Source organism: Amycolatopsis sp. NPDC003865, from assembly GCF_053605345.1.
Genome location: NZ_JBSGJA010000023.1, coordinates 1 through 26,961, shown reverse-complemented (window position 1 = coordinate 26,961; position 26,961 = coordinate 1). Strand labels below are relative to the sequence as shown.

27 protein-coding genes and 1 pseudogene are annotated in these 26,961 nt (G+C 71.5%); 18 read left to right on the top strand and 10 right to left on the bottom strand.

What is annotated here, in order from left to right:
• Positions 1-28: 28 nt before the first annotated feature.
• From ACWEVP_RS39750 to ACWEVP_RS39740, 3 genes are all read right to left on the bottom strand, one after another.
• Positions 29-868 (bottom strand): SCO6745 family protein, encoded by an 840-nt coding sequence (locus ACWEVP_RS39750; RefSeq protein WP_452067732.1) that lies wholly within the window; start codon positions 866-868, stop codon positions 29-31.
• A 10-nt stretch (positions 869-878) separates the two neighbouring features.
• Complete coding sequence (locus ACWEVP_RS39745) at positions 879-2,084, bottom strand: cytochrome P450 (RefSeq protein WP_452067731.1); 1,206 nt, start codon at positions 2,082-2,084, stop codon at positions 879-881.
• Between the two features lie 97 nt (positions 2,085-2,181).
• Complete coding sequence (locus ACWEVP_RS39740; protein ID WP_452067730.1) at positions 2,182-2,904, bottom strand: SDR family NAD(P)-dependent oxidoreductase; 723 nt, start codon at positions 2,902-2,904, stop codon at positions 2,182-2,184.
• A 170-nt stretch (positions 2,905-3,074) separates the two neighbouring features.
• On the opposite strand from ACWEVP_RS39740, the gene ACWEVP_RS39735 reads away from it, so the two are divergent.
• Entirely contained in the window at positions 3,075-4,643 is a 1,569-nt protein-coding gene (locus ACWEVP_RS39735; RefSeq protein ID WP_452067729.1) for a discoidin domain-containing protein, read from the top strand.
• A 75-nt stretch (positions 4,644-4,718) separates the two neighbouring features.
• Positions 4,719-5,336, top strand: a complete 618-nt coding sequence (locus tag ACWEVP_RS39730) for an SAM-dependent methyltransferase (RefSeq protein ID WP_452067728.1) — start codon at positions 4,719-4,721, stop codon at positions 5,334-5,336.
• Positions 5,337-5,399: 63 nt separating this feature from the next.
• Here the strand turns inward: ACWEVP_RS39730 and ACWEVP_RS39725 are convergent, their stop codons facing one another.
• Entirely contained in the window at positions 5,400-6,416 is a 1,017-nt protein-coding gene (locus ACWEVP_RS39725; protein WP_452067727.1) for a S1 family peptidase, read from the bottom strand.
• A gap of 439 nt (positions 6,417-6,855) precedes the next feature.
• Complete coding sequence (locus ACWEVP_RS39720; RefSeq protein WP_452067726.1) at positions 6,856-7,149, bottom strand: GNAT family N-acetyltransferase; 294 nt, start codon at positions 7,147-7,149, stop codon at positions 6,856-6,858.
• 144 nt (positions 7,150-7,293) lie between these two features.
• On the opposite strand from ACWEVP_RS39720, the gene ACWEVP_RS39715 reads away from it, so the two are divergent.
• The 8 genes and pseudogenes from ACWEVP_RS39715 to ACWEVP_RS39680 all read left to right on the top strand — a co-directional run bounded on the left by ACWEVP_RS39715 (position 7,294) and on the right by ACWEVP_RS39680 (position 14,155).
• The gene (locus tag ACWEVP_RS39715; protein WP_452067845.1) at positions 7,294-9,282 is read left to right on the top strand and encodes a terpene synthase family protein; all 1,989 of its coding nucleotides are present in this window, start codon (positions 7,294-7,296) and stop codon (positions 9,280-9,282) included.
• A 1-nt stretch (position 9,283) separates the two neighbouring features.
• Positions 9,284-9,439 carry a hypothetical protein gene (locus ACWEVP_RS39710; protein WP_452067725.1) on the top strand — a complete coding sequence of 52 codons (156 nt, stop codon included), beginning with the start codon at positions 9,284-9,286 and terminating at the stop codon, positions 9,437-9,439.
• 73 nt (positions 9,440-9,512) lie between these two features.
• Positions 9,513-10,304, top strand: a complete 792-nt coding sequence (locus ACWEVP_RS39705) for an MBL fold metallo-hydrolase (RefSeq protein WP_452067724.1) — start codon at positions 9,513-9,515, stop codon at positions 10,302-10,304.
• Positions 10,301-10,882, top strand: a complete 582-nt coding sequence (locus tag ACWEVP_RS39700; RefSeq protein WP_452067723.1) for a DedA family protein — start codon at positions 10,301-10,303, stop codon at positions 10,880-10,882. The genes ACWEVP_RS39705 and ACWEVP_RS39700 overlap by 4 nt, the downstream gene beginning before the upstream one ends.
• Positions 10,879-12,987 carry a phage holin family protein gene (locus tag ACWEVP_RS39695; RefSeq protein WP_452067722.1) on the top strand — a complete coding sequence of 703 codons (2,109 nt, stop codon included), beginning with the start codon at positions 10,879-10,881 and terminating at the stop codon, positions 12,985-12,987. The genes ACWEVP_RS39700 and ACWEVP_RS39695 overlap by 4 nt, the downstream gene beginning before the upstream one ends.
• Entirely contained in the window at positions 12,984-13,214 is a 231-nt protein-coding gene (locus tag ACWEVP_RS39690; protein ID WP_452067721.1) for a glutaredoxin domain-containing protein, read from the top strand. Before ACWEVP_RS39695 ends, ACWEVP_RS39690 begins: the two co-directional genes overlap by 4 nt.
• Positions 13,211-13,414: pseudogene (locus tag ACWEVP_RS39685) on the top strand (putative acetyltransferase); the annotation flags it as partial. The gene ACWEVP_RS39690 and the pseudogene ACWEVP_RS39685, both read left to right, overlap by 4 nt.
• The gene (locus tag ACWEVP_RS39680) at positions 13,403-14,155 is read left to right on the top strand and encodes a methyltransferase domain-containing protein (RefSeq protein ID WP_452067844.1); all 753 of its coding nucleotides are present in this window, start codon (positions 13,403-13,405) and stop codon (positions 14,153-14,155) included. The pseudogene ACWEVP_RS39685 and the gene ACWEVP_RS39680, both read left to right, overlap by 12 nt.
• On the opposite strand, the gene ACWEVP_RS39675 is transcribed toward ACWEVP_RS39680, so the two are convergent.
• Positions 14,133-14,921, bottom strand: a complete 789-nt coding sequence (locus ACWEVP_RS39675) for a TetR/AcrR family transcriptional regulator C-terminal domain-containing protein (protein WP_452067720.1) — start codon at positions 14,919-14,921, stop codon at positions 14,133-14,135. The genes ACWEVP_RS39680 and ACWEVP_RS39675 overlap by 23 nt on opposite strands.
• Positions 14,922-14,996: 75 nt before the next feature.
• Between ACWEVP_RS39675 and ACWEVP_RS39670 the strand changes: the two genes are divergently transcribed.
• The 4 genes from ACWEVP_RS39670 to ACWEVP_RS39655 are packed head-to-tail and all read left to right on the top strand — an operon-like array spanning position 14,997 to position 19,417.
• Entirely contained in the window at positions 14,997-17,270 is a 2,274-nt protein-coding gene (locus ACWEVP_RS39670; RefSeq protein WP_452067719.1) for an ATP-binding cassette domain-containing protein, read from the top strand.
• Positions 17,267-18,058 carry a siderophore-interacting protein gene (locus ACWEVP_RS39665; RefSeq protein ID WP_452067718.1) on the top strand — a complete coding sequence of 264 codons (792 nt, stop codon included), beginning with the start codon at positions 17,267-17,269 and terminating at the stop codon, positions 18,056-18,058. Before ACWEVP_RS39670 ends, ACWEVP_RS39665 begins: the two co-directional genes overlap by 4 nt.
• A gap of 16 nt (positions 18,059-18,074) precedes the next feature.
• Complete coding sequence (locus ACWEVP_RS39660) at positions 18,075-18,956, top strand: phosphotransferase family protein (RefSeq protein ID WP_452067717.1); 882 nt, start codon at positions 18,075-18,077, stop codon at positions 18,954-18,956.
• Positions 18,957-19,009: 53 nt separating this feature from the next.
• Entirely contained in the window at positions 19,010-19,417 is a 408-nt protein-coding gene (locus tag ACWEVP_RS39655) for a nuclear transport factor 2 family protein (protein WP_452067716.1), read from the top strand.
• Here the strand turns inward: ACWEVP_RS39655 and ACWEVP_RS39650 are convergent.
• Positions 19,407-20,570, bottom strand: a complete 1,164-nt coding sequence (locus tag ACWEVP_RS39650) for a cytochrome P450 (RefSeq protein WP_452067843.1) — start codon at positions 20,568-20,570, stop codon at positions 19,407-19,409. The genes ACWEVP_RS39655 and ACWEVP_RS39650 overlap by 11 nt on opposite strands.
• Before the next feature lie 145 nt (positions 20,571-20,715).
• Here ACWEVP_RS39650 and ACWEVP_RS39645 point away from each other — a divergent pair, with 145 nt between their 5' ends.
• Entirely contained in the window at positions 20,716-21,423 is a 708-nt protein-coding gene (locus ACWEVP_RS39645) for a VOC family protein (protein ID WP_452067715.1), read from the top strand.
• A 28-nt stretch (positions 21,424-21,451) separates the two neighbouring features.
• Here the strand turns inward: ACWEVP_RS39645 and ACWEVP_RS39640 are convergent, their stop codons facing one another.
• The 3 genes from ACWEVP_RS39640 to ACWEVP_RS39630 all read right to left on the bottom strand — a co-directional run bounded on the left by ACWEVP_RS39640 (position 21,452) and on the right by ACWEVP_RS39630 (position 24,060).
• Positions 21,452-22,015, bottom strand: coding sequence for a TetR/AcrR family transcriptional regulator (locus ACWEVP_RS39640; protein ID WP_452067842.1), 564 nt, complete (start codon positions 22,013-22,015; stop codon positions 21,452-21,454).
• Between the two features lie 135 nt (positions 22,016-22,150).
• Positions 22,151-23,185 carry a glycoside hydrolase family 75 protein gene (locus tag ACWEVP_RS39635; protein ID WP_452067841.1) on the bottom strand — a complete coding sequence of 345 codons (1,035 nt, stop codon included), beginning with the start codon at positions 23,183-23,185 and terminating at the stop codon, positions 22,151-22,153.
• 170 nt (positions 23,186-23,355) lie between these two features.
• Positions 23,356-24,060 carry an SDR family oxidoreductase gene (locus ACWEVP_RS39630; RefSeq protein WP_452067714.1) on the bottom strand — a complete coding sequence of 235 codons (705 nt, stop codon included), beginning with the start codon at positions 24,058-24,060 and terminating at the stop codon, positions 23,356-23,358.
• 98 nt (positions 24,061-24,158) lie between these two features.
• Between ACWEVP_RS39630 and ACWEVP_RS39625 the strand changes: the two genes are divergently transcribed.
• The 3 genes from ACWEVP_RS39625 (at position 24,159) to ACWEVP_RS39615 (ending at position 26,680) form a co-directional block, all read left to right on the top strand.
• Positions 24,159-24,650 carry a winged helix-turn-helix transcriptional regulator gene (locus ACWEVP_RS39625; protein WP_452067713.1) on the top strand — a complete coding sequence of 164 codons (492 nt, stop codon included), beginning with the start codon at positions 24,159-24,161 and terminating at the stop codon, positions 24,648-24,650.
• Between the two features lie 175 nt (positions 24,651-24,825).
• A complete protein-coding gene (locus tag ACWEVP_RS39620; protein ID WP_452067712.1) occupies positions 24,826-25,380 on the top strand; it encodes a snapalysin family zinc-dependent metalloprotease in 555 nt (184 codons plus the stop codon).
• 148 nt (positions 25,381-25,528) lie between these two features.
• Positions 25,529-26,680: an AAA family ATPase gene (locus tag ACWEVP_RS39615; RefSeq protein ID WP_452067711.1), complete on the top strand. Its 1,152-nt coding sequence runs from the start codon at positions 25,529-25,531 to the stop codon at positions 26,678-26,680.
• The last annotated feature ends 281 nt before the right edge of the window (positions 26,681-26,961 follow it).

The following is a 26,961-nucleotide window of genomic DNA, read 5'->3' as shown; positions in this document are numbered from 1 at the left end:
GTCGAACGGGACCCGGCGGAATCGACACTCAGGGCCGCGGGACGCCCATCGGGTTCGGGACCGGGACGACGCCCGCGTCGACGACCGCCCGGCTGAGCGGGACCGCCAGCTCCAGGAGCCGCTCCAGGTCCTCGCCCAGCGCGTCCACCGGGGCCGACGCCAAGCGGTCGGTGTCCTCCTCGAGGCGGGTGCGCACAGCCGCGCCCGCCGGGGTCAGCCGGTGCTGCGCATCGAGCAGACCGCGGGACCGGAGGCGCGCGGCGGCCGCCGTCCAGTCTTCCTCCGTCCAGCCTCGGTGCGGCTGGACGTCGGCGCGGCCGATGACGCCGTCACCGATGTGGGTCAGCGTGGTTTCCAGGCCGGTCAGCCCGGCGTGGACCGCGGCCAGGACGTGGCCGTCGCCGCGGTGCTCGCGCAGCACCGTCGCCGCCAGCCAGAGCCGGCCCGGCGTGCCGGCCGGCCGGGGCACCGCGGACCAGGCCGCGGCGAGCGGGCGTCCGTCGTACCGGCACGCGGCGGCGGCCCGCTCCAGCAGGTCCGTCAGTTCGTCGTGCGCGGAACCCACGACCCGCTCCAGCGCGGTTCCGACGGCGGCCAGCCGCGAGCCGAGCACGTCCTCCGGCGAGGCGAACGACCACGCGTCCGGCAGCGCCCGCGCCACCATCGGCGGGGCGAAGCCGAACAGCACGGACGTCGCCGGCACCGGGCCGATCGGACCCAGCGGCGCGAGGCGGCCGGCGAAGTACCCCATCCAGTACCCCCGCAGGCCGGCCTCCTTCGCCGCGGCAGCCGTTTCCGGCGCGAAGTACACGACCGCGTGCAGAGGTTCGATGGCCGCCCACAGCCGTCGCGCCGGTGAAGCTGTCATGCCGCCATTCTCAGCCCCAGGCGACCGGCATTTCCCGCACCCCGTACACCAGCGTGTTGTGCTTGAACGCCAGCTCTTCCCGCGGCACCGCCAGCCGCAGGTCCGGCACCCGGCGGAACAGCCGCGTCAACGCCTCCTGCAGCTCGACGCGCGCGAGCTGCTGGCCGATGCACTGGTGCGCCCCGAAGCCGAACGCCACGTGCGTGCGCGGCGAGTCGCGGTGGAAGTCGAGCTTGTCCGCGCCCGGGAACAGGTCTTCGTCGCGGTTCGCCGAGTTCAGCGCGGCCACCAGCCACTCCCCCGCCTTGACCGAGCGCGAACCGACCTGGACGTCGGCGGTCGCGTAGCGCAGCACGCCGAACTGCACGACCGACAGGTACCGCAGCAGCTCCTCGACCGCGCGCTCCGGCGCCGCCAGCACGACGTCGCGCTGGGCCGGGTGTTCCAGCAGCACCAGCGTGCTGAGCGCGATCATGTTGGCCGTCGTCTCGTGGCCGGCGACCAGGAGACTGAGGCCCAGCACCACGAGTTCCTCCATGGTGAGCGGGTCGCCGGTCCGTTCGCCGCGCGAAATCAGCCTGCTGAACAGATCGTCCCGCGGATTCCGCTGTTTGTCGGTGAACAGTTCCGCCAGGAAGCCGGAAAGCTCGTCGTAGGCCTGCTGTCCCTCTTCGCGGGTGGTGTCGGTGCTGACGAGCAGGCCGCTCTGGCGCTGGAACCGCGCGCGGTCGGCGTACGGGACGCCGAGCAGCTCGCAGATCACCAGCGACGGGATCGGCAACGCGAAGTCCCGCACCAGATCGGCTTCCCCCGGCCGGGCGAGCATCGCGTCGAGGTGGGTGTCGACGAGCTCCTGGACGTAGCCGCGCATCGCCTCCACGCGCCGCACGGTGAACTCCGCGATGACCATCTTCCGGATGCGGGAGTGCGCGGCGCCGTCCAGCTGGATGATGGAGCCGGGGCTGACCTCCTCGTCGAGGTCGGCGTTCGGGTTGACGTGCACCGAGGACGCACCGCGCGAGCTCATGGTCCGGTCGGCGAGCACCGCGCGGACGTCGCTGTAGCGCGTCACCAGCCAGGCGTCCATGCCGGCCGGGCAGCGCACCTGCGACGTCGGCGCGGTTTCCCGCAGGGCGGCGTAGTTTTCGGGCGGGTCGTACGGGCAGCCGGCCGGTCGTGCCGTCGGGAGGGCCGGGGTTGCGGACGCTGCCGTCACGGCGGATCACACCTCTCGTGCGGTGGTCTGGACACTTCCACCATGGAGAGAACCGCGGCGGTCGTGGGACGTTCGACCCACTTCCGACCCGGATGGCCTAGCGAGCCCCGTACACCCCGCCGTTGACGTGCACCACCTGCCCGGTCACGTGCCCAGCCTCCGGCGAAGCCAGGAACGCCACCGCGGCCGCGACCTCCTCCGGTGTCCCCGCCCGCTTGTCGAAGGCCACCGACACCCGTGCGGCCACCCATTCCTCGGAAACCGTGCCGTGGAAGAACTCCGTGTCGAGGGTGACTCCCGGCGCCACCACGTTGGCCGACCCCGCCGCGCCCAGCTGCCGCGCCAGGTCGGTGTTCCACGCCTCGATCGCCGCCTTCGCCGCGCCGTACGAGCCCGAACCCTGCTTCGCCGCGACAGACCCGAGCGTCACCACCCGCACGTTGTCCGCGAAGCGCGGCTTCAACGCCGTCGTGACCAGCACCGCGGAAACGACGTTCGCCTCGAAGTTCGCGCGCCACGCGTCCGCCAGGCCCGCGAGCCCGACCGGGGCCTCCCGGACCCGATCGGTGTTGCCCCCGGCGTTGTTGACCAGGACGTCCACCCGCGAAGGCAGTTCCGCCAGCGCGGCCTGCACCGCCTCCGGGTCGCTCGCGTCGAACGCCACCGCCCGCGCGCCGAGCTTCTCCGCCGCCGCTTCCAGCACGTCCTTGCGCCGTCCCGTGATCGTGACGCGCTCACCCGCCGCCGCGAAGCGCGCGGCGATCGCCAGCCCGATGCCCGTGCCGCCCCCGGTGACCACGACTTCCCGTTGTTCGCTCATGGCGTCATCTTCGCCGAGCGGACCGCCGGCGCGGGCGGTTTTCCCGGCGACCGGGACACGAACCGGATTCGTTAGGAAACTTTACGAACAGGTCTTGACGGGGCGCCGCCGCCCGGCGAACCTGGACCCACGCCGCAGTCATCGTCCGCCCCACCCCTCCCGGAGGCAGCATGACCCGGCGCGCGCTCGTGCTCGTCGTGACCCTGTTCCTCGCGCTGGCCACCGCCGGAACCGGCGTCGCCGACGCGGCCACCACGCAGCCCACGTTCCTCACCTTCTACGGCTGGTGGGACAACACCCCGCCCGGCGGCGACATCTCCTACCCGCGGATCCACGACACCGCGGGCGGCAAGGGCACCTACGCCGACCCGATCACCTTCGCCACCAGCAGCGACGAACTCAAGCCCGGCACCAAGGTCTGGGTACCGCGCGTGAAGAAGTACTTCATCATGGAGGACGGCTGCGACGAATGTTCCGACGACTGGAACAGCCACGGCCCGAACGGCGGACCCGGCCTGCGCCACATCGACCTTTGGCTCGGCGGCCAGGGCGGCAGCGCGTTCGACGCGATCGACTGCGAAGACGCGCTGACGCACTACAACCCCGACAACACGCCGGTCATGGAGCCGGTGGTCGTCGACCCGCCGTCGGACGAGCCCTACGACGCGACGCCGATCTTCAACACCAGCACGGGTGAATGCTGGGGCGGCGCGCAACCGAACACGACGGTCGGCCAGTACCGGAACAACTCCACCGGCACCTGCCTCGAAGCGCCCAGCAGCGGCACCACGCTGAAAGTGGCCGCGTGCACCGGAAGCGACGCGCAACGGTTCACTTTCCACGGCGCTTTCCTCGTCATCAACGACAAGTGCGCCGGCATCTCGGGCAGCTCGATCGTGCTGCAGACCTGCACCGGTGGCCCGGCCCAGCAGTGGTCGATCAACCCCGACGGCACCATCTCCGACATCCAGACGAGCAAGAAGTGCTTCCGCGCCTCGGGCTCGACGCTCACCGCGGGCAGCTGCTCCGGCGCCCAGGCCCGCTGGACGTTCACCGCGGCCGGCACACCGAGCGGGCTCAGCGTGACGCCTTCGTCGGTGTCGGTCGCGCCGGGTGCTTCGGCGACGGCCACCGTCACCAGCACGGACGCCGTCACGCTGTCCGCGAGCGGGGCGCCCGCGGGAGTGACCGTGTCCTTCGCGCCGGCGTCGGTGCCGGCCGGCGGGACCTCGACGGTCACGGTCGCCGCCGCCGCGGCCACGAGCCCGGGTTCGGCGACCGTCACCATCACCGGCGGCTCGAAAACCACGTCGCTCGGCGTGACGATCACCGGGGGCACGGAAACCCTGCTCTCGCAAGGCAAACCGGCGACGGCGTCGTCGACGGAGTCGTCGTCCTACCCGGCGAGCGCGGCCTTCGACGGCAACCTCACCGGCACGCGCTGGGCGTCGAAGGAAGGCTCGTCGAGCGAGTGGCTGCGCGTCGACCTCGGCGCCACCAAGCAGGTCTCGCACGTCAAGCTGACCTGGGAAGCCGCCTACGGCAAGGCCTACAGCATCCAGACATCGGCCGACGGCACGAACTGGACGACGGTCTACAGCACCACCAGCGGCAACGGCGCCACCGACGACCTCACCGGCTTGACCGGCAGCGGCCGCTACGTGCGGATGAACGGCGTCACGCGCGGCACGTCCTACGGCTACTCGCTGTACGAGATGCAGGTGTACGGCACGGCCTGAGTTGCCATTCCGGCAACGCGATTTGCCTCCTCGGTGACGTCCTCCGCATGCTGGGGACGTCACCGAGGAGGAACCATGCCGCACGAGGGGCCCATGATCGTCGAAGACATGCTCAAGCAGGAGTTCTGGGAGGAGATGTACCAGCGCGACGAGCACCGGATCTGGAGCGGGAACGTCAACGCGAACCTGAGCTCCGAGGTCGAGGGGCTGGCTTCCGGGCGCGCCCTCGACCTCGGGTGCGGCGAAGGCGGCGACGCGATCTGGCTCGCGAAGCGGGGCTGGACGGTCGACGGCGCCGACATCTCGACGGTCGCGCTCGCCCGCGCCGAAGAAGCAGGCCGGGAAGCGGGCGTGACCGTCCGCTGGCTCCACAAGAACATCCTGGAGTGGCAGCCGGAGGAGAGCTACGACCTGATCTCCGCGCAGTACATGCACCTGCCGCCGGACCTGCGCCGCGACGTCTTCACGGCGGCGGCCGCGGCCATCCGGCCGGGCGGGTCGCTGCTGGTCGTCGGGCACTCGCCGAAGGCCATGCGCGAGTTCGACGGCCAGAAGCCGCCGGAGGAGCTGTTCTTCGAGCCGGAGGAGATCACGAACTACCTGGGCGACGCCTGGGAGTGGCTCGTCGAGACGTGCGAGACGCGCGGCGAGGGCCACCACACCGACGCCGTCTACCGGGCGAAGCGGCTCTGAAATGGAAGCGGGGGTCCCGCCACGCGCCCTCGACACGTGTGACGGGACCCCCGCGGGTCTCTATCAGGCGAGCTCGAGCCCGTAGGCCTGCAGCTCCAGGGTGAGCGGGTAGAAGTAGCTGGTCACGGTGTCGCCGCCGGACAGCGTGCCGAGGCCCTTCTCACCGTCGTAGGCCGGGCCACCCGAGTCACCGTGGTCGGTGTGCGCGGTGGTGCCGAACTCGTGGTTGAGCACGCCGACGTCGAAGTTGACCGACTCGTCGACCGAGGTGACCTCGCCGCTGCCGCCGCCGGTGGTCGAGCCCTGCTTCTGGATCTGCTCGCCCACGGTCGGCTCCGCGGCGCTGGTGATCGCCTGGCCGGTGTTGATCTCGCCGGGACCGGTGCCGTTCGGGCGGGTCAGCAGGCCGGAGTCGGCGCCGGGGCAGTCGCTCTCGACGACCTCGGCCCCGGAGACGTCGCCGCCGGACCAGGTGCCGCCGAGGTTGGTGCAGTGGCCCGCGGTGAGCAGGAACGGCTCGCCGCCGCGCGTCACGTTGAAGCCGAGCGAGCAGCGGCCCTGGCTGTTCTGGATGGCGTCGCCGTCCTGGATGTGCAGTTCCAGCTTGCCCGTGCGGTGCTCGACCCGGACGCTGTCGCCGTACTTGGCGGCGGCCGCACCGACCTTGTCCGCGGTCTCCTTGCTGGCGGCGTCGTAGACCTTGACGACGACCTGGTTGGTCTTGGTGTCGATGCCCCACGCGGTCTGCGGGACGTTCTTCACCGCGTCGAGCTGGTTCTTGACGCCGGTCAGCGCGGCGAAGGTGTGCTTGACCTTCTTCGCGGTGAGGCCGGCGGCCTGCACCTGCTGCACGGCGGCGTCGTCGACGACGTTGACGACGGCCTTGCCGTTCTCGAGGTAGACACCGCCGGAAGCGGCGCCGAGCGCGTTCGCCACCTGGGTGGCGCTGGTGATGGCCTTGGCCTGCATCGCGGCGAAGGCCAGCGGGGACGCGGTGGCCGCCGACGAGCACACGCCCGCCGTCAGCGCGGCGGCCGACAAGACGGCGAAGGTCTTGAGGGCGGTCTTCCGGGGAGTCATCAACTTCCTCCAGGTTGCCGGTTCGAAGCCTGCGCCGGTCACTTTCGTTGCCGGGCAACCAACGCAACACCGACGAAGGTTGGTTAATAACCAGCAGATCCGGACATACCTCGCGTTAAGGACCCATTCGCCGCAGTGACACTGATGCGTTCGGCGTAACCGCCGACTGAACGACTGCCCACCGCCAAAGGCCGACGCCAAAGGCGAGGGGCCCCGAGAACAGGCACCGACGAGGACCCAGACCTCCCCGCACCCCGATCCGAAGCCAGAACACGGCCGGCAGCGCCGGGTCAAGGCACGCTTTCCCGCCTTGACGCGGTGTTGCCGGCCGTAGTCACAATGACAGCTTCGGGGTGCCGGAAGGGCTTTGACAGGAACAGCTGCCCCCGCCCCGCCCGCGGAACGCTGCCCCTGTCACCCGACGACACGAATGACTCATTCAGCCCTTCGGCCACCGAACGTGGTCCTCGTACCCCGGGTTCTTCTTCAGGTATCCGGCGATGAACGGGCACACCGGCACAATCGTCCGGCCCTTCGCGACAACGTCGTCGAGCGCGCCGGCCGCCAGCACCTTCCCCAGCCCCTGCCCCGAGAACGCGTCGTCGATCTCGGTGTGGGTGAACACCGTCAGGTCGCCGCGCTCGTCGTAGTACGCCGAACCCGCCGGCTTCTCGTCGACCCACAGGTCGTAACGGCTCTCGTCGCGGTTGTCGACCACTCGGGTCTCGGTCATGTGCACTCCTGTCGTCGCTGGGCCGGCCGGGGGAAGCGCCCGACCCGTTCGTGTGCAACCCCGCCTGCTCCTCTTGGCGGGCACCCGCGTCTTTGGTTGCCTCACGAGGTGCCTGAGCAGCCCTTCGTCCTCCCCGAGTTCTACATGCCCTACCCGGCGCGGCTGAACCCGCACCTGGAACGGGCCCGCGCGCACAGCAAGGCGTGGGCGCGCGGGATGGACATGATCGACGTCCCGCAGCACGGCACGGTCGTCTGGACCGAGCACGACCTCGATTCCCACGACTACGCGCTGCTCTGCGCCTACACCCACCCGGACGCCGGCGCGGCCGAGCTCGACGTCATCACCGACTGGTACGTCTGGGTCTTCTACTTCGACGACCACTTCCTCGAGCTGTACAAGCGCACCGGCGACATCGAGAACGCGCGCACCCACCTCGACCGGATCGACCTCTTCATGCCGGCCGACGGCGAGATCACCGCGACGCCGGAGAACCCGGTCGAGCGCGGCCTCGCCGACCTGTGGGCCCGGACGGTCCCGCACCGCTCGGCCGCGTGGCGGCGCCGGTTCGTCGACAGCACGAAGGCCCTGCTCGAAGAGTCGTTGTGGGAGCTGGCGAACATCAACGAAGGCCGGCTCGCCAACCCCATCGAGTACGTCGAGATGCGGCGGAAGGTCGGCGGCGCGCCGTGGTCGGCGAACCTCGTCGAGCACTCGGTGCACGCCGAAGTCCCGGACGCGATCGCCGCGACGAGACCCCTGGAAGTCCTGCGCGACTGCTTCGCCGACGGCGTCCACCTGCGCAACGACCTCTTCTCCTACCAACGGGAAGTGCAGGACGAGGGCGAGCTGTCCAACGGCGTGCTCGTGTTCGAGAAGTTCCTGGATCTCACCACGCAGGAGGCGGCCGAGGCGGTCAACGACCTCATCACCTCGCGGCTGCACCAGTTCGAGCACACGGCGCTCACCGAGGTCCCCGCGCTCTTCGACGAGCACGGCGTCGACCCGGCGGCGCGCGCGGCGACGTTCGCCTACGTCAAGGGCCTGCAGGACTGGCAGTCCGGTGGGCACGAGTGGCACCTGCGCTCCAGCCGCTACATGAACGAAGGCGCGCTCGACGACCGGCCGCAGGCCGCGCGGATCCTGTCGTCGGTGCTCGCCACCGCGCCGCAGCGGCTGCGCGCCTACGGCCACTCGCCGTTCGGCGAGGTGCGCGTGGCGCGGCCGGCCGTCGAGCCGCCGTTCCCGGTGCGGCTGAACCCGCACCTGGACCGGTGCCGCCGCCGCAACGTCGACTGGGCGCGGACGACGGGCCTGCTCGACGGCGTGGTGTGGGACGCACGCAAGCTGCGCGCCGCCGACCTGCCGCTGTGCGCGGCGGGCATCCACCCGGACGCGACGGCCGAGCGGCTCGACGTCACCAGCGACTGGCTGACCTGGAGCACCTACGCCGACGACTGGTTCCAGGAGGTCTTCGGCGCGACGCGCGACCTCGCCGCGGCGAAGGCGTGGCGCGAACGCCTGAAGCTCTTCCTGGGAGACGGGCCGGCCCCGCTGAACCCCCTCGAAACCGCGCTCGCCGACCTCTGGCCGCGGACGGCCGACCGCGGCGCGGTGCGGCGGGCCGTCGAAGCGATGACCGAAAGCTGGCTCTGGCGGCTGGCGAACCTGGCGCAGAACCGGATCCCGGACCCCATCGACCACATCGAGATGCGGCGCCGGACGTTCGGCGCGGAGCTGTCGATGACGCTGGCGGCACCGCACGCGCGGCGGGCGCCGAAGAACCTCGCGGCCGACTACGGCGGCCTGCTCAACGACCTGTACTCCTACCGCAAGGAGATCCGGCACGAGGGCGAGCTCAACAACGGCGTCCTGGTCGTGCGGACCTTCCTGGGCTGTTCGGAGGACCGCGCCTTCGCGGTGGTCACCGAGCTGGCCGAGGCGCGGCTCGCGGAGTTCCGCCACGCGGGCGACCCTTCGCTGCGGGACTGGCTGGCCGGCGTGGCGCACTGGCACGAGCACGCCGGCCGCTACACCGGCACCGAACTGGGCCACCACCCCCGGTTCGGCGGGCCGACCGGGATCGGGACGTCGGCGCTGCGGATCTCGTCGCTGCTGCCCGCCGGGCGCTGAGGTGCCGACCGACAAGCAGGTCCGGATCGCCGAGCTGCTGCACCAGATCGGCATGCACCGCGAAGCCGAACAGGCGCTGCGCACGGACCTGCGCGCGAGGTGGCGCCGGATGCGGCGGCGGCTCCGGAAACGCGCCCGGCGGGTGCGCCGGCGGTAGCGCGTCACCGCCGAAGCGTTGTCCGCGCCACTCCGCCGGGCGTTCGCCGGGGGTGAGGGCGATACTCGACACCGTGAGCGGCTTCAACCTGCGTTTCCTCGGCCATTCGACCGTCCGGCTCGAACTGGCCGGCCGGGTCGTGCTGACCGATCCCGTGCTCACCGCGCGCGTCGGCGGGCTCGTCCGGGTCGTGCCGCCGCCACCGCCGGACGCCTACGCCGGCGTCGACCTCGTCCTGCTCTCCCACCTGCACGGCGACCACCTGCACCTGCCGTCGCTGCGGCTGCTCGGCCGGCACACCCGGATCGTCGTCCCGCGCGGGGCCGGGGCGTGGCTCACCGGGAAGGGCTTCCGGAACGTCGAGGAAATCGCACCCGGCGAGACCCTCACCGAGGGCGCGCTCACGGTCACCGCCACCGAAGCCGTCCACTCCGGACACCGGTGGGGCCCGCGGCTGACCCACGGCCCGCAGAGCCCCGCCATCGGGCACCTCGTCGAGGGCGGCGGCACGAAGGTCTACAACGCCGGCGACACCGACCTCTTCGCCGGGATGGCGGGCTACGGCCCGGTCGACGTCGCCCTCCTGCCCGTCTGGGGCTGGGGGCCGAACCTCGGGCCGGGTCACCTGGACCCGGCCCGAGCCGCGAAAGCGGCCGGGATCGTCAAGGCGCGTGCCGCCGTGCCGGTGCACTGGGGCACCCTCGCCGTCCCCGGCCTGAAGCGGACCGCGCGGATGCGCCGGCTGCTCGCCGACCCGCCGCGCGTGTTCGCCGCCGAGGTGAAAGCCGCCGGCGGCAGCACCGAGGTGCTGTTCACCGAGCCCGGCGCCGACGTCGTGCTCCCCGCGCCGACGGACCGCGCGTGAACTGGACCGACCCGGCCGCCATCGGGTACCCGGCCGTGTTCTTCGGCGTGCTGCTCGGCTCGATCATCCCGATCGTGCCCACCGGTGCCGTGGTCGGCGCCGCGGCCGCCGTCGCCACCACCACCGACCACCTGTCCCTGCCCCTGGTCATCGTGCTGGCCGTGCTCGGCGCGTACGTCGGCGACGTCGTGACGTTCGGGATCCCGCGCCTGGGCAGCGAAGCCGCGTTCCGCTGGATCAGCCGCCGCCAGCCGGCCGAACGGCTCGAGAAGGCCCGCGAGCAGTTCACCCGCCGGGGCTGGCAGCTCGTCGTGATCGGCAGGCTCGTCCCGGCCGGCCGGATCCCGGTGCTGCTCGCGGCGGCCGCGTTGAGCTACCCGTGGCGGCGGCTGCTGCCCGCCGCGCTCGTCGCGTGCGTGCTCTGGGCGACCGCGTACAGCTTGCTCGGCATCCTCAGCGGGGGCATCTTCGACTCACCGCTCATCGCGACCCTGCTGGCGACGGTGCTGGTCCTGCTGGTCACGGTGCTGGTGAACCTGATCTCCCGTCGGCGGCGCAAGACCAAGGAGAACGTGTGACGACGACCGCGCCGAAGGGCCGCCTGTTGCGGGGCGGCCGGGCCGTGGCCCGCATCCTCCTCGTGTGGGCCGCGGTCACCGGAGCCCTGCGCCTGCTCGACGTCCTGCTGCCCGGCTTCCGGATGACGCACTGGTGGCAGCCCACGGTGTGCGCGCTCGTGCTGGGGCTGCTGGTCGCCTTCGTCTGGCCGCTGGCCATGCGGATCGCCTACCCCTTGGCGTTCTTCACGTTCGGGCTCTTCGGGTTCCTGCTGCTCGGCGCGGGCACCCTGGCGGTGTTCCGGACGATCCCCGGTGTCGAGCTGGTCGGCTTCCGGACCGCGGTGATCGTCACCGTCGCCATGGCCGGCGTCGGCGCGCTCATTTCGACGGCGCTGGCCGTCGACGAGGACGAGATCTTCTTCCGCCGCGCCAACCGCCGCCGCCGCCGGCACACGCCCGAAGCCGGCGTCGCCGACCAGCCGCCCGGTGTGGTCTTCCTGCAGATCGACGGACTCGGGTACGACACCGTCCGCCGCGCGGTCCGCGACGGCGACATGCCGACGTTCGCCGCCTGGCTCGCCGAAGGCAGCCACACGCTGACGCCGTGGCACACCGACTGGAGCTCCCAGACCGGCGCGAGCGTGTGCGGCATCCTGCACGGCTCCAACCACGACATCCTCGGCTTCCGCTGGTACGAAAAGGACCGCGACCACGTGATGGCGTGCGCGCACCCGACCGACGCGGCCGAGATCGAACGGCGCCACTCCGACGGGCGGGGCCTGCTGTCGGGCGACGGCGCCAGCCGCGGCAACCTGTTCTCCGGCGACGCCGACCACGTCAGCCTCACCATGAGCTCGATCCCGGTGCTGGTGCCGAAGAAGCTGCGCCACCGCCGTCGCGACCGGCTCGGCGCGGGTTACTACGCCTACTTCGCGAACCCGGTCAACGCGCTGCGGACGTTCGTCGTAGCGCTCGTCGACGTCTTCCGCGAGATCAACGCGTCGGTGCGCCAGCGCCGGGCGGGCGTGGCGCCGCGGATCCCGCGCGGCGGCTGGTACCCGCTCGCCCGGCCGGGCACGACGGTGATCGCGCGCGACGTCGTCGTCTCGGCGATCCTCGGCGACATGCTGGCCGGGCGGCCGGTGGTGTACGCGGACTTCCTCGGCTACGACGAGGTCGCCCACCACTCCGGCATCGAGCGGTTCGACACGCTGTCGGTGCTGCGCTCGATCGACCAGCAGATCGCGCGGCTGCACCGGGCTTCGCGGCTCGCCCCGCGCCGCTACCACGTCGTCGCGCTGTCGGACCACGGCCAGACCCAGGGCCAGGCGTTCTCCGCGCGGTTCGGCGAGACGATCGAGGCGTACGTCGGACGGCTGTGCGGCGGTTCGCCGTCGGCGTCCGCAGGCAAGCGGCGCCAGGCCGAGAGCTGGCAGATCAACGCGGCACTGGCGGAGGCGACGAAGAGCGGCGGCCTGATCGCGCGCCGGCTGCGCGCCCGGGTGGAGGACGCGGAGTGCGCCGACGACCGGCCGCGCACGACGTCCGGTTCCCCCGGCGCGGTGACCCGCGTGGCGCCGGGCGTGGTGGCGGTCGTGTCCGGGCACCTCGCGATGGTGTCGTTCACCGAGCACGAGGGCCGCGTCGAGCTGGAGACGATCGAGCGCGAGTTCCCGGACCTGCTGCCGTCGCTGGTGGACCACCCCGGGGTCGGGTTCCTGCTGGTCCGCAGCCGCGAGTTCGGCCCGGTGGTGCTGGGCCGCGACGGCCTCCACCGGCTGGCCACGGGTGTCGTGATCGGCGAGGACCCGCTGCTGCCGTACGGCCCGCACGCGGCGGACCTGATCCGGCGGGTGGACACGTTCCCGCACTGCGCCGACGTGATGATCAACAGCCGCTACGATCCGGACTCGGACCAGGCGTCGCCGTTCGAGACGCACGTGGGGTCGCACGGCGGGCTCGGCGGGCCGCAACAGCGGGGGTTCGTGGTGCACCCGCGTTCGCTGGCGCCGCTGGGCGAGGTCGTCGGCGCGGAGGCGCTGCACCGGGTGTTCCGCGGGTGGCTGACCGACCTGGGGCACCCGTCGCCCGTTCCCGACGCTGTTTCGGAGGTTGTTTCGTGAGTTTGACGGTGTACGGCGCTTCCTGGTGCCCGGACGTGCAGCGCAGCCGCGCGCTGCTCGACCGCGAGGGCGTCGACTATTCCTATGTGGACGTCGAGGCGGACGCCGCCGCCGAAGCCCGCGTCCGCGAGCTGCAGGACGGCGCGCGCCGCATCCCGACGATCGTGTGGGACGACGGCAGCTTCCTGGTCGAGCCGTCCGACGACGAGCTGAGCGCCCGGCTGTGAAGCTGCTGCGCGACCTGCCGCTGGGCACGCGGGTGGTGGTGCGCTACCGGATCGAGGGCGGGTTCACCGACGCGCTCGGGAACCTGGTGGCCCGCGACTCGGCGACGTGCACGGTGGAGACCCGCCGCGGCCCGGTGGTGGTGGCGTTCGACGCCGTCACGCTGGCCAAGCCGGTGCCGCCGCCACCGGTGCGGAAGTCGAAGTTCGACGCGCTGGTCGCCGAAGCCGAAGCGGTGTCCGTCGACGGCTGGGACTTCTCCTGGCTCGACGGCCGGGCCACCGAAGCCCGCCCGTCCTGGGGCTACCAGCGCTTGCTGGGCTCGCGCCTGGCGGATGTCCAGGCGGCGCTCGACCTGGAAACCGGAGGCGGCGAGGTCCTCGACGGCTGTCCTTCGTTGCCGCCCTTGACGGTGGCTACCGAGTCGTGGCCACCGAACGTGGCTCGCGCTTCGGCCCGGTTGCGGCCACGCGGGGTCGCCGTGGTGGCCACCGCGGAGTTCCCCTTCGGCGGCGACGTCTTCGACCTGGTCTCCAGCCGTCACCCGGTGACGACGAACTGGCCCGAGATCGCCCGCGTCCTGCGTCCCGGCGGCAGCTACTTCTCCCAGCAGGTCGGGCCGGCGAGCGTGTTCGAGCTGGTCGAGTTCTTCCTCGGTCCGCAACCGGAGGAAGCGCGCACCAGCCGCCACCCGGACCACGCCGTGCGCGAAGCCGAAGCAGCCGGCCTGGAAGTGGCCGACCTGCGCCACGAGCAGCTGCGGACCGAGTTCTTCGACATCGGCGCGGTGGTGTACTTCCTGCGCAAGGTGATCTGGATGGTCCCGGGCTTCACGGTGGAGCAGTACCTGCCGAAACTGCGGGAGCTGCACGAGCTGATCGAGCGCGACGGCCCGTTCGTCGCCCACACGACGAGGTTCCTCATCGAGGCCCGGAAGCCTTGACGATCGCCGCTTCGACGCCGTCCAGGAGCAGTTCCACCCCCGCTTCGAAGGACAGCCGCGCCTCGCGCTCCAAGTAGGGCTCCTCCGACACTTCGACCGACGGGCCCAGCTTCGCCACCGTCGGGAACCGCGCGGCCAGATCCGGCACCAGCTCCCCCAGCAGCACCGACCGCGCCCCCCACCAGTCCTCTTCGGACAGTCCCGTCTCGCGGGCCGCCTGGCGGGACTCCGCCGCCGCCTGGACCGAGCCGCGGACCACGTTGAACAGCGCCGACACCACCCACCTGACCCGCGCCAGCGGCAACCCCGTCGCCGCCAGCACCGACAGCAGCGTCTCCTGGACGTGGAACTCCCCCGGCCCCAACACCGGCCGTGCCGGCGAGACCTGCAACAGCCACGGGTGCCGCAAGTGCAGGTCCCACAGGGCATCGGCCAAACCGAGAGCCGCCTGCCGCCACCCGTCCGAAGCGGAAAACGACGACGGCAGCTCCCCCAGGGTCCGGTCGTACATGAGGTCGACCAGCTCGGTCTTGCCCGGCACGTACGTGTACAACGCCATCGCCGTCCGGCCGAGGCGCTCGCCCACCGAGCGCATCGACAGCGCCGCCATGCCCTCGGCGTCGGCGATGTCGATCGCCGCCGCGACGATCGCCTCCACCGACAGCCCCGGCTTCGGCCCGGGCCCCGTGCGCGGCGCCACCACGCGCGGTCCCCACAGCAGCTCCATGGACCGGCGGGCGTCGCCCTGACCCGCGAAGACGACCACCTTGCCGACTCCTTACACCCTAAAGTATTGTACGCTGGAGATCACTTTACAGCCTAAACTATCAAGAAGGACGGTATGACCTCACCCAGGCGGGCCGCCGACACCCACGACGTGATCGAGGTCCGGGGGGCCCGGGAGAACAACTTGACCGGCATCGACCTGGACATCCCGAAGCGCCGGCTCACGGTATTCACGGGCGTGTCCGGCTCCGGCAAGTCGTCCCTGGTCTTCGGCACCATCGCGGCCGAGTCCCAGCGGCTGATCAACGAGACCTACAGCGCCTTCCTCCAGTCGTTCATGCCGAGCCTCTCGCGCCCGGACGTCGACCTGCTCGAAAACCTCAGCGCGGCCATCGTCGTCGACCAGGAGCGGATGGGCGCCAACTCGCGCTCCACCGTCGGCACCGCGACCGACGCCTACGCGATGCTGCGGATCGCCTTCTCCCGGCTCGGCGAACCGCACGTCGGCACGTCCGGCGCGTTCAGCTTCAACCTGCCCGAGGGCATGTGCCCGGCCTGCGAGGGCCTCGGCCGCGTCTCCGACCTCGACGTCAACGCGCTGCTCGACTTCGACCTTTCCCTCCACGAAGGCGCGATCCAGGTGCCGGGCTTCACACCGGACACGTGGTACGTGCAGACCTACCTGTCCTCCGGCTTCTACGACCCCGACGCCAAGATCCGCGACTTCACGCCGGAGCAGCTCGACGCGTTGCTGCACAAGGACTCCTGCAAGGTGAAGGTCGGCAAGACCAACGTCACCTACGAGGGTCTCGCGGTGAAGGTCCGGCGGCTCTACCTGCACAAGGACGTCGAATCGCTGCAACCGAAACTGCGCGCGTTCATCGAGCGGGCCGCCACCTTCAAGACCTGCGCCGCGTGCGGCGGCGCCCGGCTGAACCAGGCCGCGCTGTCGGCGAAGATCGACGGCAGGAACATCGCCGACTGCGCCGCGATGCAGATCAGCGACCTCGCCGAGTTCGTCCGGAGCCTCGACGCGCCGTCGATCCGGCCGCTGCTGGGCAACTTGCGCGACACGCTCGACTCGCTGGTCGAGATCGGTCTCGGCTACCTCTCCCTCGACCGCGAATCCGCGACGCTCTCCGGCGGCGAGGCGCAGCGCGTGAAGATGGTGCGCCACCTCGGATCGAGCCTCACCGACGTCACCTACGTCTTCGACGAGCCGACCGTCGGGCTGCACCCGCACGACATCGAGCGGATGAACAACCTGCTGCTGTGCCTGCGGGACAAGGGGAACACGATCCTGGTCGTCGAGCACAAGCCGGAGACGATCCGGATCGCCGACCACGTCGTCGACCTCGGCCCCGGCGCGGGCACCGACGGCGGCCGGCTCTGCTACACCGGCAGCGTCGACGGCCTGCGCGCGTCCGGCACGCTCACCGGCCGCCACCTCGACCACCGCGTCACCCTCCGGGAGCGGGTCCGCACGCCCACCGGGCACGTCTCGATCACCGGCGCTCGCCTGCACAACCTGCGCGACGTCAGCGTCGACATCCCGCTCGGCGTGCTGACCGTGGTCACCGGTGTGGCGGGGTCCGGGAAGTCGTCGCTGATCCACGGCTCCCTCGCACACCGCGACGACGTCGTCGTGGTCGACCAGTCGGCGATCCGCGGCTCCCGGCGGTCCAACCCGGCGACCTACACCGGCCTGCTCGACCCGATCCGCACCGCGTTCGCCAAGGCCAACGGCGTCAAGGCGAGCCTGTTCAGCGCCAACTCGGAAGGCGCCTGCCCGCACTGCAAGGGGCTCGGCGTCACCTACACGGACCTGGCGATGATGGCCGGCGTCGCGTCGGTCTGCGAAGAGTGCGAGGGCAAGCGGTTCACGCCCAAGGTGCTCACGTTCGAACTGCGCGGCAAGAACATCAGCGACGTCCTCGCGATGTCCGTCGCCGAGGCGCGCGAGTTCTTCGCCACGGGCACCGCGCGGACCGTCCTCGACCGCCTCGCCGACGTCGGCCTCGGCTACCTCACGCTCGGCCAGCCGCTGACCACGCTCTCCGGCGGCGAGCGGCAGCGGCTGAAGCTGGCGATCCGGATGTCGCGGAAGGGCTCGACGTACATCCTCGACGAGCCGACGACCGGGCTGCACCTCGCCGACGTCGACCAGCTGCTCGCGCTGCTCGACCGGATCGTCGACGCGGGCAACACGGTGCTCGTCATCGAGCACCACCAGGCGGTCATGGCCCACGCGGACTGGCTGATCGACCTCGGCCCCGGCGCCGGCCACGACGGCGGCCGGGTCGTCTTCGAAGGGACGCCGGCGGCCCTGGTCGAGAACGCCGCCACGCTGACGGCCCGCCACCTGCGCGAATACCTGGGGAAGCCGTGAAACCGACGGGCCTGCTCGAAGTGACGGCGGTGCGGCACCCGACGCCGCGCACCGTGCGCGTCACGTTCACCGGCGACGGGTTGCGTGACCTCCAGGCGTGGCCCGACCAGCAGCTCAAGCTCCTGTTCCCGCCGCCGGGTCATCCGGTGCGGCTGCCGCCGGACGACGGCGACGTCATGCGCTGGTACCAGGCGTACCTGGCGATCCCCGCCGAAGAGCGGCCGGTGATGCGCAGCTACACCGTGCGCTCGCGCGACGGCGACACGATCGACGTCGAGTTCGTGCTGCACTCCGGCCACACCGACGGCCCGGCGACGGCGTGGGCGCGGACGGCGGCGCCCGGAGCCGTCCTCGGCCGGTACGGTCCGGACGCCGCGTACCGCCGTCCACTGTCCACAGCGGACACCCTGCTGCTGGCCGGGGACGAGACGGCGGTGCCCGCCATCGCCACGATCCTGTCCGAAGTGGACAACGCGGTGGCGTTCGTCGAGGTGGCGGACGCGGCGGAGGAGCAGCCGCTGCCCGTCCACTGGCTGCACCGAGACGGCGCACCGCACGGGGCCAGGCTGCTCGACGCCGTGCGCGGCGCCTCGCTCGGCCCAGGATCGGCGGCCTGGCTCGCGGGCGAGGCGGGGATGGTGCGGGCGCTGCGCCGTCACCTCGTGCACGAGCGGGGGTTCGCCAAGAGCGTCATCGAGTTCACCGGCTACTGGCGGCGCCGGCTGACCCAGGACGACGCGCCGACCGCCGAGGACCTCGCCGACGCGCGCGAAAAAACGGGCGGCTAGTGGCAGACTCGGCCGGGTGCGCGCGGAACTGACGGCATCGGGCATCGACCCGGCTTCGGTGGTGGCGGCCGAGAACATCGGCGGCGGGACGTACAACACGGCGATCCGGCTGGAGCTGGCCGACGGGCGGCGGCTGGTGCTCAAGATCGCCCCCACCGCGCCGGGCCTGTCGCACGAACACGACCTGCTGGCCACCGAAGCCGAGTACTACCGCCGGGTTCCCGGCCCGCTGCCGTCCGTCGTCGGCGCGGGGCCGGGGTTCCTGCTGATGACGGAGCTGCCGGGCGTCCCGTGGTCGCAGGCCGCCGACGGGCCGCGGCCGCACCGGGAGCTGGGCGAGGTCGTGGCCGGGCTGCACACCGTCACCGGCGACGGCTTCGGCTACCCGCAGGACCCCCTGCACCCGACGTGGCCGCAGGCGTTCACGGCGATGGCGGACGCGGTCCTGGCCGACGCCGTCCGCTACGGCGTCCACCTCCCGCGCCCGGCGGCGGAGATCGCGCACCTGGTGCGCCGGCACGAGCCGCTGCTGGAGCTGGTGACGACGCCGGTGCTGGTCCACTTCGACCTGTGGGACGGCAACATCCTGCTCGACGGCGGCCGCCTGTCGGGCATCATCGACGCCGAGCGGGCGTTCTGGGGCGACCCGGCGGCGGAGTTCGTCTCGCTGGGACTGTTCCGCGACCTCGAACCCGAGCTGCTCGCGGGCTACCGGGCGGCGGACGGCCCGGTGCGCTTCGGCATGCCGGTGTGGGCGCGACTCGGGTTGTACCGGGTGTACCTCGACTTGATCATGCTGGTGGAGATGGTGCCCCGCAAGGTCGACGACGCCGACCGCGCCCGGTTCCTCTCGGCCCGCCTCGGCCGGCACATCGACGCCCTGCAGCGCGCGGTGTGATCACGTCGCGAACCCGCCAGACCGGACCCGTTGCCCCGCCTAGGGTCGCGAGCATGAACCGCGAGATCGTTCAGCACGCCTGGCGGGAGTTCGCCAGCCACGACGCCGGCCGGATCGCCGCCGTCTTCACCGAAGACGCCGAATGGTCGGCCCCGCCCGGGAACGCCACCGCCGTCGCCCTCGACGGGCCGTCGCGCCTGGTCGGCCGCGAGGCGATCGTGCGGTTCCTCGCCGAGGACTTCCCGCGCTTCTTCGTCAGCGACGTCACCGTGACGTTCCACGGCTTCCACGCCGACGGTGACCGCGTCGTCGTCGAGGAGACCATGACGGCGACGCTCGCCAACGGCAACCACTACGCCAACGACTACTGCTTCGTCTTCGAGCTCCGCGACGGGCTGATCCACCGCGTGCGCGAGTACATGGACACCGCGCGCGGTCACCGCATGGTGTTCACCACGTGACCGGGAGGCAGTGCACCCCGTACACCAGCATGTCGTCCTTGAAGGCCAGCTCCTCCACGGGCACCGCCAGCCGCAGATCCGGGATGCGCCGGTACAGCGTCCCGTACACCACCTGCAGCTCCACCCGGGCCAGCGTCTGCCCCAGGCATTGGTGGACCCCGTACCCGAACGCCACGTGGTGGCGGGCCTCGCGCGTCACGTCCAGGCGGTCCGGGTCGGCGAACGCGGCGGCGTCGCGGTTGGCCGCGTCGCCCGCCGCGATGACGCCCTCGCCCGCGCGGATCAGCTCGCCGCCCACTTCGAGGTCCTCGACCGCCACCCGGCGACGGCCCGTGTGCGTGATGTTCAAGTAGCGCAACAGTTCCTCGACCGCGCGGCGCAGCAGGTCCGCGTCGCCCGTGCGCACCAGTTCGAGTTGCGCGGGGTGCTCCAGCAGCGCCACCGTGCCGAGCGCGATCATGTTCGCCGTCGTTTCGTGGCCCGCCACCAGCAGCAGCTGACCCATCGACGCCACCTCTTCGGCGCTCATGCGGCCGGTCGCGTACTGGGACACCGCCAGCTTGCTCAGGACGTCGTCACCCGGCGCGGCCGCCTTCCGCTCCACCAGGCCGCCCAGGTACGCCAGCAGTTCTTCGGTCGCCCGCACCGCTTCCGCGGGCGTCGCCGTCCGGGACACCATCACCTTCGTGATGTCCTGGAACAACTCCCGGTCCTCATACGGGACGCCGAGCAGTTCGCAGATGACCAGCGACGGCACCGGCAACGCGAACGCCGTCACGAGGTCGGCCGGTTTCGGGCCGGCCAGCAGTTCGTCGACCAGGTCGTCGACGATGCGCTGGATCGCCGGGCGCAGCGCCTCCATCTTCTTCACCAGGAAGTCGCCGGTCAGCAGGCGCCGCTGGGCCGCGTGCTCGGCGCCGTCCATCGTGATGAACGACTTCGCGCGCCGCCGCCGGGCCGCCGAAGCCGCGCTCTGGTGCGGGTAGCCGGGCCGGTCGGAGTCGGCGCTGATCCGCGAGTCGCGCAGCACCGCGCGGACGTCGTCGTAGCGCGTGACCAGCCACGGCGTACTGCCGTTCCACAGCCGGACGCGGGACACCGGGGGTAGCTCGGCGAGTTCGGCGGGCGGGTCGAAGGGACACCGCCGGGTCATCGGAAACGCGGGCACGCCGTCCACCGGATACCTCCCGAAGCTGCCGGAAATTTACATAGCTATGCTAAGCATCTCCCGGGAACTTCGCCAGGGCCGGTTCGATATTGCCTTGCCGCTCCGCGGGGCCGGTGCCTACGTTGCGGTGATGGGTTCGCGACTGCTGGCGGTGACCTTCGAGGCGGACGACCCGGCCGAACCGGCGCGCTTCTGGGCCGGCCTGCTCGGCCGAGAGGTCGTCGACGACGGCGGGGGCCTGCTGCTCCCGGGCGGCGACACCCAGCTCGGCCTGCGGTTCGCACCGGGTCGCGATGGCCGGCCCGGCGAGAACCGGATGCACCTGCACCTGACCAGCGCCGACCTCGACGACCAGAGGCACACGGTGGCCACGGCGCTCCGGCTCGGCGGCCGCCACCTCGACGTCGGGCAGCGCCCCGAGGAGGCGCACGTCGTCCTGGCCGACCCGGCGGGCTACGAGTTCTGCGTGATCGAGCCCGGCAACGGCTACCTCGCCGGGTGCGGCCCGCTGGGCGAGCTCACCTGCGCCGGCACCCGCCAGGTCGGCCAGTTCTGGGGCAAGGCGCTGGGCTGGCCCCTGGTGTGGGACCAGGGCGAGCAGACCGCGATCCAGTCACCGCGCGGCGGCACGAAAGTCGCTTGGGACACCTGGGACGGCGGCCCCGCGGCGGAGCCGAACCGGCAGCGCTTCGAGCTGTTCCCGGCCGACGGCGGCCAGCCGGCGGCGGTCGCCGCGCTGCTCTCCCTCGGCGCCACCCGGCTCGGCACCCGCGACGACGGCACCGTCGTGCTGGCGGATCCGGACGGCACCGAGTTCCGCGTGCGGCCGGCCGGCTGACCGCCACCCGGAACCCCGACAGCGGCGGTCAGGCGAACACCAGCGACACCAGTTCGTCGACGAACGGCTCCACCAGCTCGGCCCCGGTCCGGTTCAGCACGCTGTGGAACAACGCGACCCGCCCGTGCGCGCCGACGAACACCACGGCCGCCGCGCGCCCCGGTGTCACGCGCAGCGCGTGACCGGCCTCGACACACCTTTCGAACCCCGCCGCGAGGCGGTCGATGACGTCCAGCAGCGGCCCTTCCGCGCGGGCGCCGGGCTCCGGCCGGGACGCCCCGTTCGCGAGCATCAGCCGGTAATGCCCCGGGTTCTCCATCGCGAACGTGCAGTACGCGTGAATCTGCGCCCGGACGCGGCCGACGACGTCGGTTTCGCCGAGCGTCTCCTCCGCCGCCCGCATCGATTCCGCAAGCCGCGCGTATTCGTGGTCGAGCAGTCCCTGGACCAATTCCGCGCGGTCGGAAAAATGCTGGTAGATGCTGGCCGGGGCGATGCCGACCGCGCGTGCCACCCCGCGGATCGTCAGCCCGTCTTCCCCGCCGAGCTCGGCCAGCAACCGCCCGGCCGCCGCCAGGATCTCCCCGCGCAGCCGTTCGCCTTCGCCCCAGCGGTTCCTCGTTCGGCCGTTTCCGGCTTCGACGTTCTCCGGCACCCGCCCATTCATACGCCCGGACCCGTGACGCCCGTGTTCCGGGGTCCCCGAAAGGACCCCGGAACGCCGCGCTCAGTGGTTGTTCACGAACTGCCGCGCAAGGGTTTCGCCGGTGCTCACGGCGTTGGCATGGCTCTCGATCGGCGTGACCTTGGAATTCTTGAAGAACAGATAGGTGACGCCGGAATCGGTTCCGCCGTTCGACGGGTCGGGGTTGATCCCCAGCGAGCTCGCCGTGGCGTACGAGGCTTCGCCGATGATGTCGGTCGGCCCGGTGTCGCCGACCACGGCGTAGGTGACCTGGTTGTTGAAGATCACCGCCACCACGCCGGCGCCCGCGATGCCGAACTTCCGGTAGTCCCAGGTGCTGCTCGGGCTCGGCACGACGACGTACGGCAGGGTGGCGGCGTTCAGCGGCTTCCCGTCGGACTGGTGGAACGCGGTGTCGGCCTGGAAGCAGCAGTCGGTGTTTTCGTTGCACTGCGACGTGCGCTGGCCGTCGCAGTCGATGTCCATGTCGGCCTTCCAGAAGACGGCGTCGGAGAGCCCGCAGACCGGGATCGTCCGGCTCGTCTCGGAGTCGGTCTTGTACTTCCCGCTGGAGATCTGACTGCACGACGTCAGCTTCGAGAGCAGCTCGGACGCGCTCGGCGCACCCCCGCCGCCCCCGGCGTCGCTCACGGCCAGCGAGTCGACGTTCGGGCCGCCGTTCGCGGTCGTCGCCGTGGCCCGGACGGTGTGCGTGCCCGCGGCCAGGGTCGTGGTCACCGTCGTGGTGGTCCACGTCGTCCAGGCGCCGGTACCGGCGAAGGACGGCGTCGCGACGGTCGTGCCGTCGACGGCGATCGTCATCGGCCGGGCGGTCGTCGTGCCGTTGGCGAAGCGGAACGCCAGCGACGCGCTGCCGGCCGCGGCGACCGAGACCGACCACTGGACGGCCGAGCCGGTCACGTTGTCGTAGTTGACGAATCCGGTGCCGGTGAACCCGGCGTGGTCGGAGTCGACCACGCCTTGGGAGATGGTGGCGTTTTCGGCTTCGTAGGTGACTGTCGCGGCGTTCGCGGCTGCCGGCGCCACCAGGAGGGCGCCGACGGCCGCGATCGCCATGGCGATCGCCCGGGGTCTGTGCATGAGGACCTCCGACAGTTAGGAAAGTTTCCTTACTGTCGGAAAACGCTAAGTCGACATACCGCCGCGGTCAATACGGACCTCTGCGGCCCGGTGGGCTCTCGTTGAGCGGGAACCCGTTCAGCCGGCCGATACCGTCCGATGTGGACTCAGGAGACGAGCGCCGGGTACAGCCCGGCGAGGTCACCCGAAAGCCCGGCCCGGACGTTCCGGCTGACGTCGTCGGCGAGCACCTCGAAGCGGCCCTGCTCGACGCCGTCGAGCGCGAGCCCGGCCACGACCGCCGGGTCGACCTTCGGCCCGTCGACGTGCTTGGCCATGTCGGTGTCCATGTAACCCACGTGCAGCGCAGTCACCTGCGTCTTCTGCGGCGCCAGTTCCAGGCGCAGCGCGTTGGTCAGCGACCACGCCGCCGACTTGGCCGCGGAGTACGCGGCGACCCGCGGCGCGGTGAACCACGACAGCACCGACAGCACGTTGAGGACCGCGCCGCCGCCGTTGCGCTCGAGGATCGGCGCGAACTCGCGCGTCACGGCGAGGGTGCCGAAGTAGTGCGTGTCCATCTCGAGCTTGATGTCCTCGAGCTTCCCGGCCAGCAGCGTGGAGCCGGTGGACGAACCGGCGTTGTTGACCAGCAGCGTGACGTCGCCGGCCAGCTTCGCGGCCTCCCGGATCGACTCCGGGTCCGTGACGTCGAGGCGGATCGGCACCACCCCGGGCAGGTCGACGGACTCGGGATTGCGCGCGGCGGCATAGACCTTCTTCGCACCGCGCGCGAGGAGCGCGGCGGCGAACTGCCTGCCGAGCCCCCGGTTGGCTCCGGTGACCAGCGCCACCGCACCCGTGATCTCCATGACGAGCTCCTCTCGCACCTGACTTGCTCGTTGCAAGCTAGCTGGAGCCGACAGTACGACGTAGACTTGCTTCAAGCAAGTCAGGTAGGAGGAATCACATGAGCCGCCGGACCACCTGGGAGGACAACTCCTGTCCGATCGCCCGCGCCGCCGACGTCCTCGGCGAGCCGTGGACGCTGCTGATCCTGCGCAACGCGACCGCGGGCACCACCCGGTTCGAGGACTTCCGCGCCCAGCTCGGCATCGCCGACAACGTGCTGACGACCCGGCTCGCCAAGCTCGTCGAGCGCGGCCTGCTGACGAAGCTCCCCTACCGCGACGGCGGCCGGACGCGGCACGAGTACCGCCTCACGAAGGCCGGCTCGGACGCGTTGCCGGTGCTGCACGCGCTCGGCGCGTGGGGTGACGCCCACACGTCGACGGAAAACGCGTACGGCCCGATGCAGCTGGTCCACTGCGCCTGCGGCGAGCTGACCCGGCCGGGCAAGAAGTGCGACGCGTGCGGAAAACCGCTGGTCAGGGACGACCTCGCGTGGCGCGGCTCGTGGTTGTCCGAAGGTGAGATCCCGCTGGCGGACCCGGTCGGCTGAGCCGGACGGCGCATCCTCGTATGCGCGGCCACGCATGTCAACACGACGAAATGGTTGGTAAATCACCGTTCGCCTTGCAGTACGAAAGTCGGGTCACAAGAGCCGGGCGATTCCGTAAGTTCGACACCCAGCGCGCGCAAACCCGGCAAATTCCCCACGGCAAGGAGTCGTCCCGATGTCCAGGAAGTACCTGCTGCCCGGCGCCGCCGTCGCACTGGCGATGATCGCGACCCCGCTGACCGCGGCGCCCGCCATGGCGGCCCCGGAAGCGGCCACGATCGTCTACTACGACACCTCGGACGCCCCCACCTTCCGCGACCAGATCAACGCGGGCGCGGCGAACTGGAACGCGGCGGTGTCGAACGTCAAGCTCCAGGAGAGCTCCTCGGGCGCGTCGCTGCACTACACCGAGGGCAACGACCCGCGCGGTTCGTACGCCCAGACCGACGGCCACGGCAGCGGCACGATCTTCATCGACTACACGCAGGCCGAGCAGTACAACCAGACCCGCATCACCGCCCACGAGACCGGGCACGCGCTGGGTCTGCCGGACCACTACGAAGGTCCGTGCTCGGAGCTGATGTCCGGCGGTGGCCCCGGCCCGTCGTGCACCAACGCCAACCCGAACTCGGAAGAGGCCGCCCAGGTGGAATCCCTGTGGGCCAACGGCTTCGCGGGTGCGCGCAAGGCGCCGGTCCGCGTCTACGAGGTGACCATGCCGGTCAAGTGACCGGGGTCTGACGTCGTCGGGGGAGGCCGCACCGGGTACGCCCGGTGCGGCCTTCGTGCGTCAAAGCCGCGACGGCAGGCGGTCCCGCGCGGCAGGTCGCGCTGCTCGCCGTCGGTGAACTGTCGGGGGTGGCGGCTAGGTTCGGGGCATGCTGACCACGCTGGCCGTCGAGAACTACCGCTCGCTGCGCGACCTGGTGCTGCCGCTGTCCGGGCTGACGGTGGTGACGGGGCCGAACGGCAGCGGCAAGTCGAGCCTGTACCGCGCGCTGCGGCTGCTGGCGGACGCGTCCCGCAACGGCGCGGTGGCGGCACTGGCCGGCGAAGGCGGTCTGCCGTCGACGTTGTGGGCGGGACCGGAGAACGGCTCGCGCCCGGGTTCACGGGTCCAGGGCACGGTCCGCACGAAGGCGGTCGGCCTCCGGCTGGGGTTCGCGGGCGACGAGTTCGGCTACGCGCTCGACCTGGGGCTGCCGGTCCCGGGCAGGACGATGTTCAACCTCGACCCGGAGTTCAAGCGCGAGGCGGTGTGGTCGGGGCCGGTCTTGCGGCCGGCCGCCCTGCTCGCGGACCGGGCGGGCCCGGCGGTGCGCACGCGGGTGGCGTCCGGCGGCTGGGACCCGGAGACGTTCGAGATCCGGTTGTCCGACAGCATGCTGAGCGAGTTCGCGGACCCACGGGCGTGCCCGGAGCTGCTGGTGGTCCGCGAGCGCATCAGGTCGTGGCGCTTCTACGACCACTTCCGCACGGACGCGGCGGCCCCGGCCCGCCGGTCCCGCGTGGGCACCCGGACGTTCGTGCTGTCCCACGACGGAGCGGACCTGGCATCGGCGTTGCAGACGATCATCGAGATCGGCCGGGCGGCGGAGCTGGCAGAGGTGGTGGACGCGGCGTTCCCGGGCTCCCGGGTAGCGGTGGAGTCCCAGGACGAGGTGCTGTCGATCCGCTTCCACCAGCACGGGCTGCTGAGGCCGCTGTCGGCGGCAGAGCTGTCGGACGGAACGCTGCGGTTCCTGCTGTGGGTGGCGGCCCTGCTGACACCGCGGCCACCGGAGCTCCTGGTGCTGAACGAGCCGGAGACATCACTGCACCCGGACTTGCTGCCGGCACTGGCGGCGTTGATCGCGGTCGCGGCGAAGGAGACGCAGCTGGTGGTGGTTTCCCACGCGGCCCCGCTGATCCGGGCGCTGTCGGAGGTGGCCGAGGTCGGAGAGTTGGAGCTGGAGAAGGAGAACGGCGAGACAAAGCTGGTGGGCCAGGGAAGGTTGGACCGCCCGAGCTGGCACTGGCCGAAGCGCTGACACGCGGCCGCGCCGACACAGGGGCGTCCCACCGGCAGTCGGCAGTCGGCAGAGCAAGCCGGCAGCCGGCAGCTTTGAACGGGCAGCCGGCAGAGCAAGCCGACCACGAGATCACCAGACCTCCCCCGCCCTCCTCCCAAGCCGCATCCCAGTCGACGACCGGGTTTGTCAAGGCACGCTTTTGAAGTGCTCCGAAGATTTCGGACGCTGCTCAAGCGGACTGTATCATGCTGCGTGGTGTTGGGTGAACCATTCGTCGAGTACTTCGCGTGGTGGCCGGT

What these genes read in the sequence shown, in the direction of transcription:
- ACWEVP_RS39750 (WP_452067732.1), bottom strand. Translation starts at nt 868, where the DNA reads ATGACAGCTTCACCGGCGCGACGGCTGTGGGCGGCCATCGAACCTCTG.
- ACWEVP_RS39740 (WP_452067730.1), bottom strand. Translation starts at nt 2,904, where the DNA reads ATGAGCGAACAACGGGAAGTCGTGGTCACCGGGGGCGGCACGGGCATC.
- ACWEVP_RS39735 (WP_452067729.1), top strand. Translation starts at nt 3,075, where the DNA reads ATGACCCGGCGCGCGCTCGTGCTCGTCGTGACCCTGTTCCTCGCGCTG.
- ACWEVP_RS39730 (WP_452067728.1), top strand. Translation starts at nt 4,719, where the DNA reads ATGCCGCACGAGGGGCCCATGATCGTCGAAGACATGCTCAAGCAGGAG.
- ACWEVP_RS39725 (WP_452067727.1), bottom strand. Translation starts at nt 6,416, where the DNA reads ATGACTCCCCGGAAGACCGCCCTCAAGACCTTCGCCGTCTTGTCGGCC.
- ACWEVP_RS39720 (WP_452067726.1), bottom strand. Translation starts at nt 7,149, where the DNA reads ATGACCGAGACCCGAGTGGTCGACAACCGCGACGAGAGCCGTTACGAC.
- ACWEVP_RS39715 (WP_452067845.1), top strand. Translation starts at nt 7,294, where the DNA reads ATGCCCTACCCGGCGCGGCTGAACCCGCACCTGGAACGGGCCCGCGCG.
- ACWEVP_RS39670 (WP_452067719.1), top strand. Translation starts at nt 14,997, where the DNA reads ATGACCTCACCCAGGCGGGCCGCCGACACCCACGACGTGATCGAGGTC.
- ACWEVP_RS39655 (WP_452067716.1), top strand. Translation starts at nt 19,010, where the DNA reads ATGAACCGCGAGATCGTTCAGCACGCCTGGCGGGAGTTCGCCAGCCAC.
- ACWEVP_RS39650 (WP_452067843.1), bottom strand. Translation starts at nt 20,570, where the DNA reads ATGACCCGGCGGTGTCCCTTCGACCCGCCCGCCGAACTCGCCGAGCTA.
- ACWEVP_RS39645 (WP_452067715.1), top strand. Translation starts at nt 20,716, where the DNA reads ATGGGTTCGCGACTGCTGGCGGTGACCTTCGAGGCGGACGACCCGGCC.
- ACWEVP_RS39635 (WP_452067841.1), bottom strand. Translation starts at nt 23,185, where the DNA reads ATGGCGATCGCGGCCGTCGGCGCCCTCCTGGTGGCGCCGGCAGCCGCG.
- ACWEVP_RS39630 (WP_452067714.1), bottom strand. Translation starts at nt 24,060, where the DNA reads ATGGAGATCACGGGTGCGGTGGCGCTGGTCACCGGAGCCAACCGGGGG.
- ACWEVP_RS39625 (WP_452067713.1), top strand. Translation starts at nt 24,159, where the DNA reads ATGAGCCGCCGGACCACCTGGGAGGACAACTCCTGTCCGATCGCCCGC.
- ACWEVP_RS39620 (WP_452067712.1), top strand. Translation starts at nt 24,826, where the DNA reads ATGTCCAGGAAGTACCTGCTGCCCGGCGCCGCCGTCGCACTGGCGATG.
- ACWEVP_RS39615 (WP_452067711.1), top strand. Translation starts at nt 25,529, where the DNA reads ATGCTGACCACGCTGGCCGTCGAGAACTACCGCTCGCTGCGCGACCTG.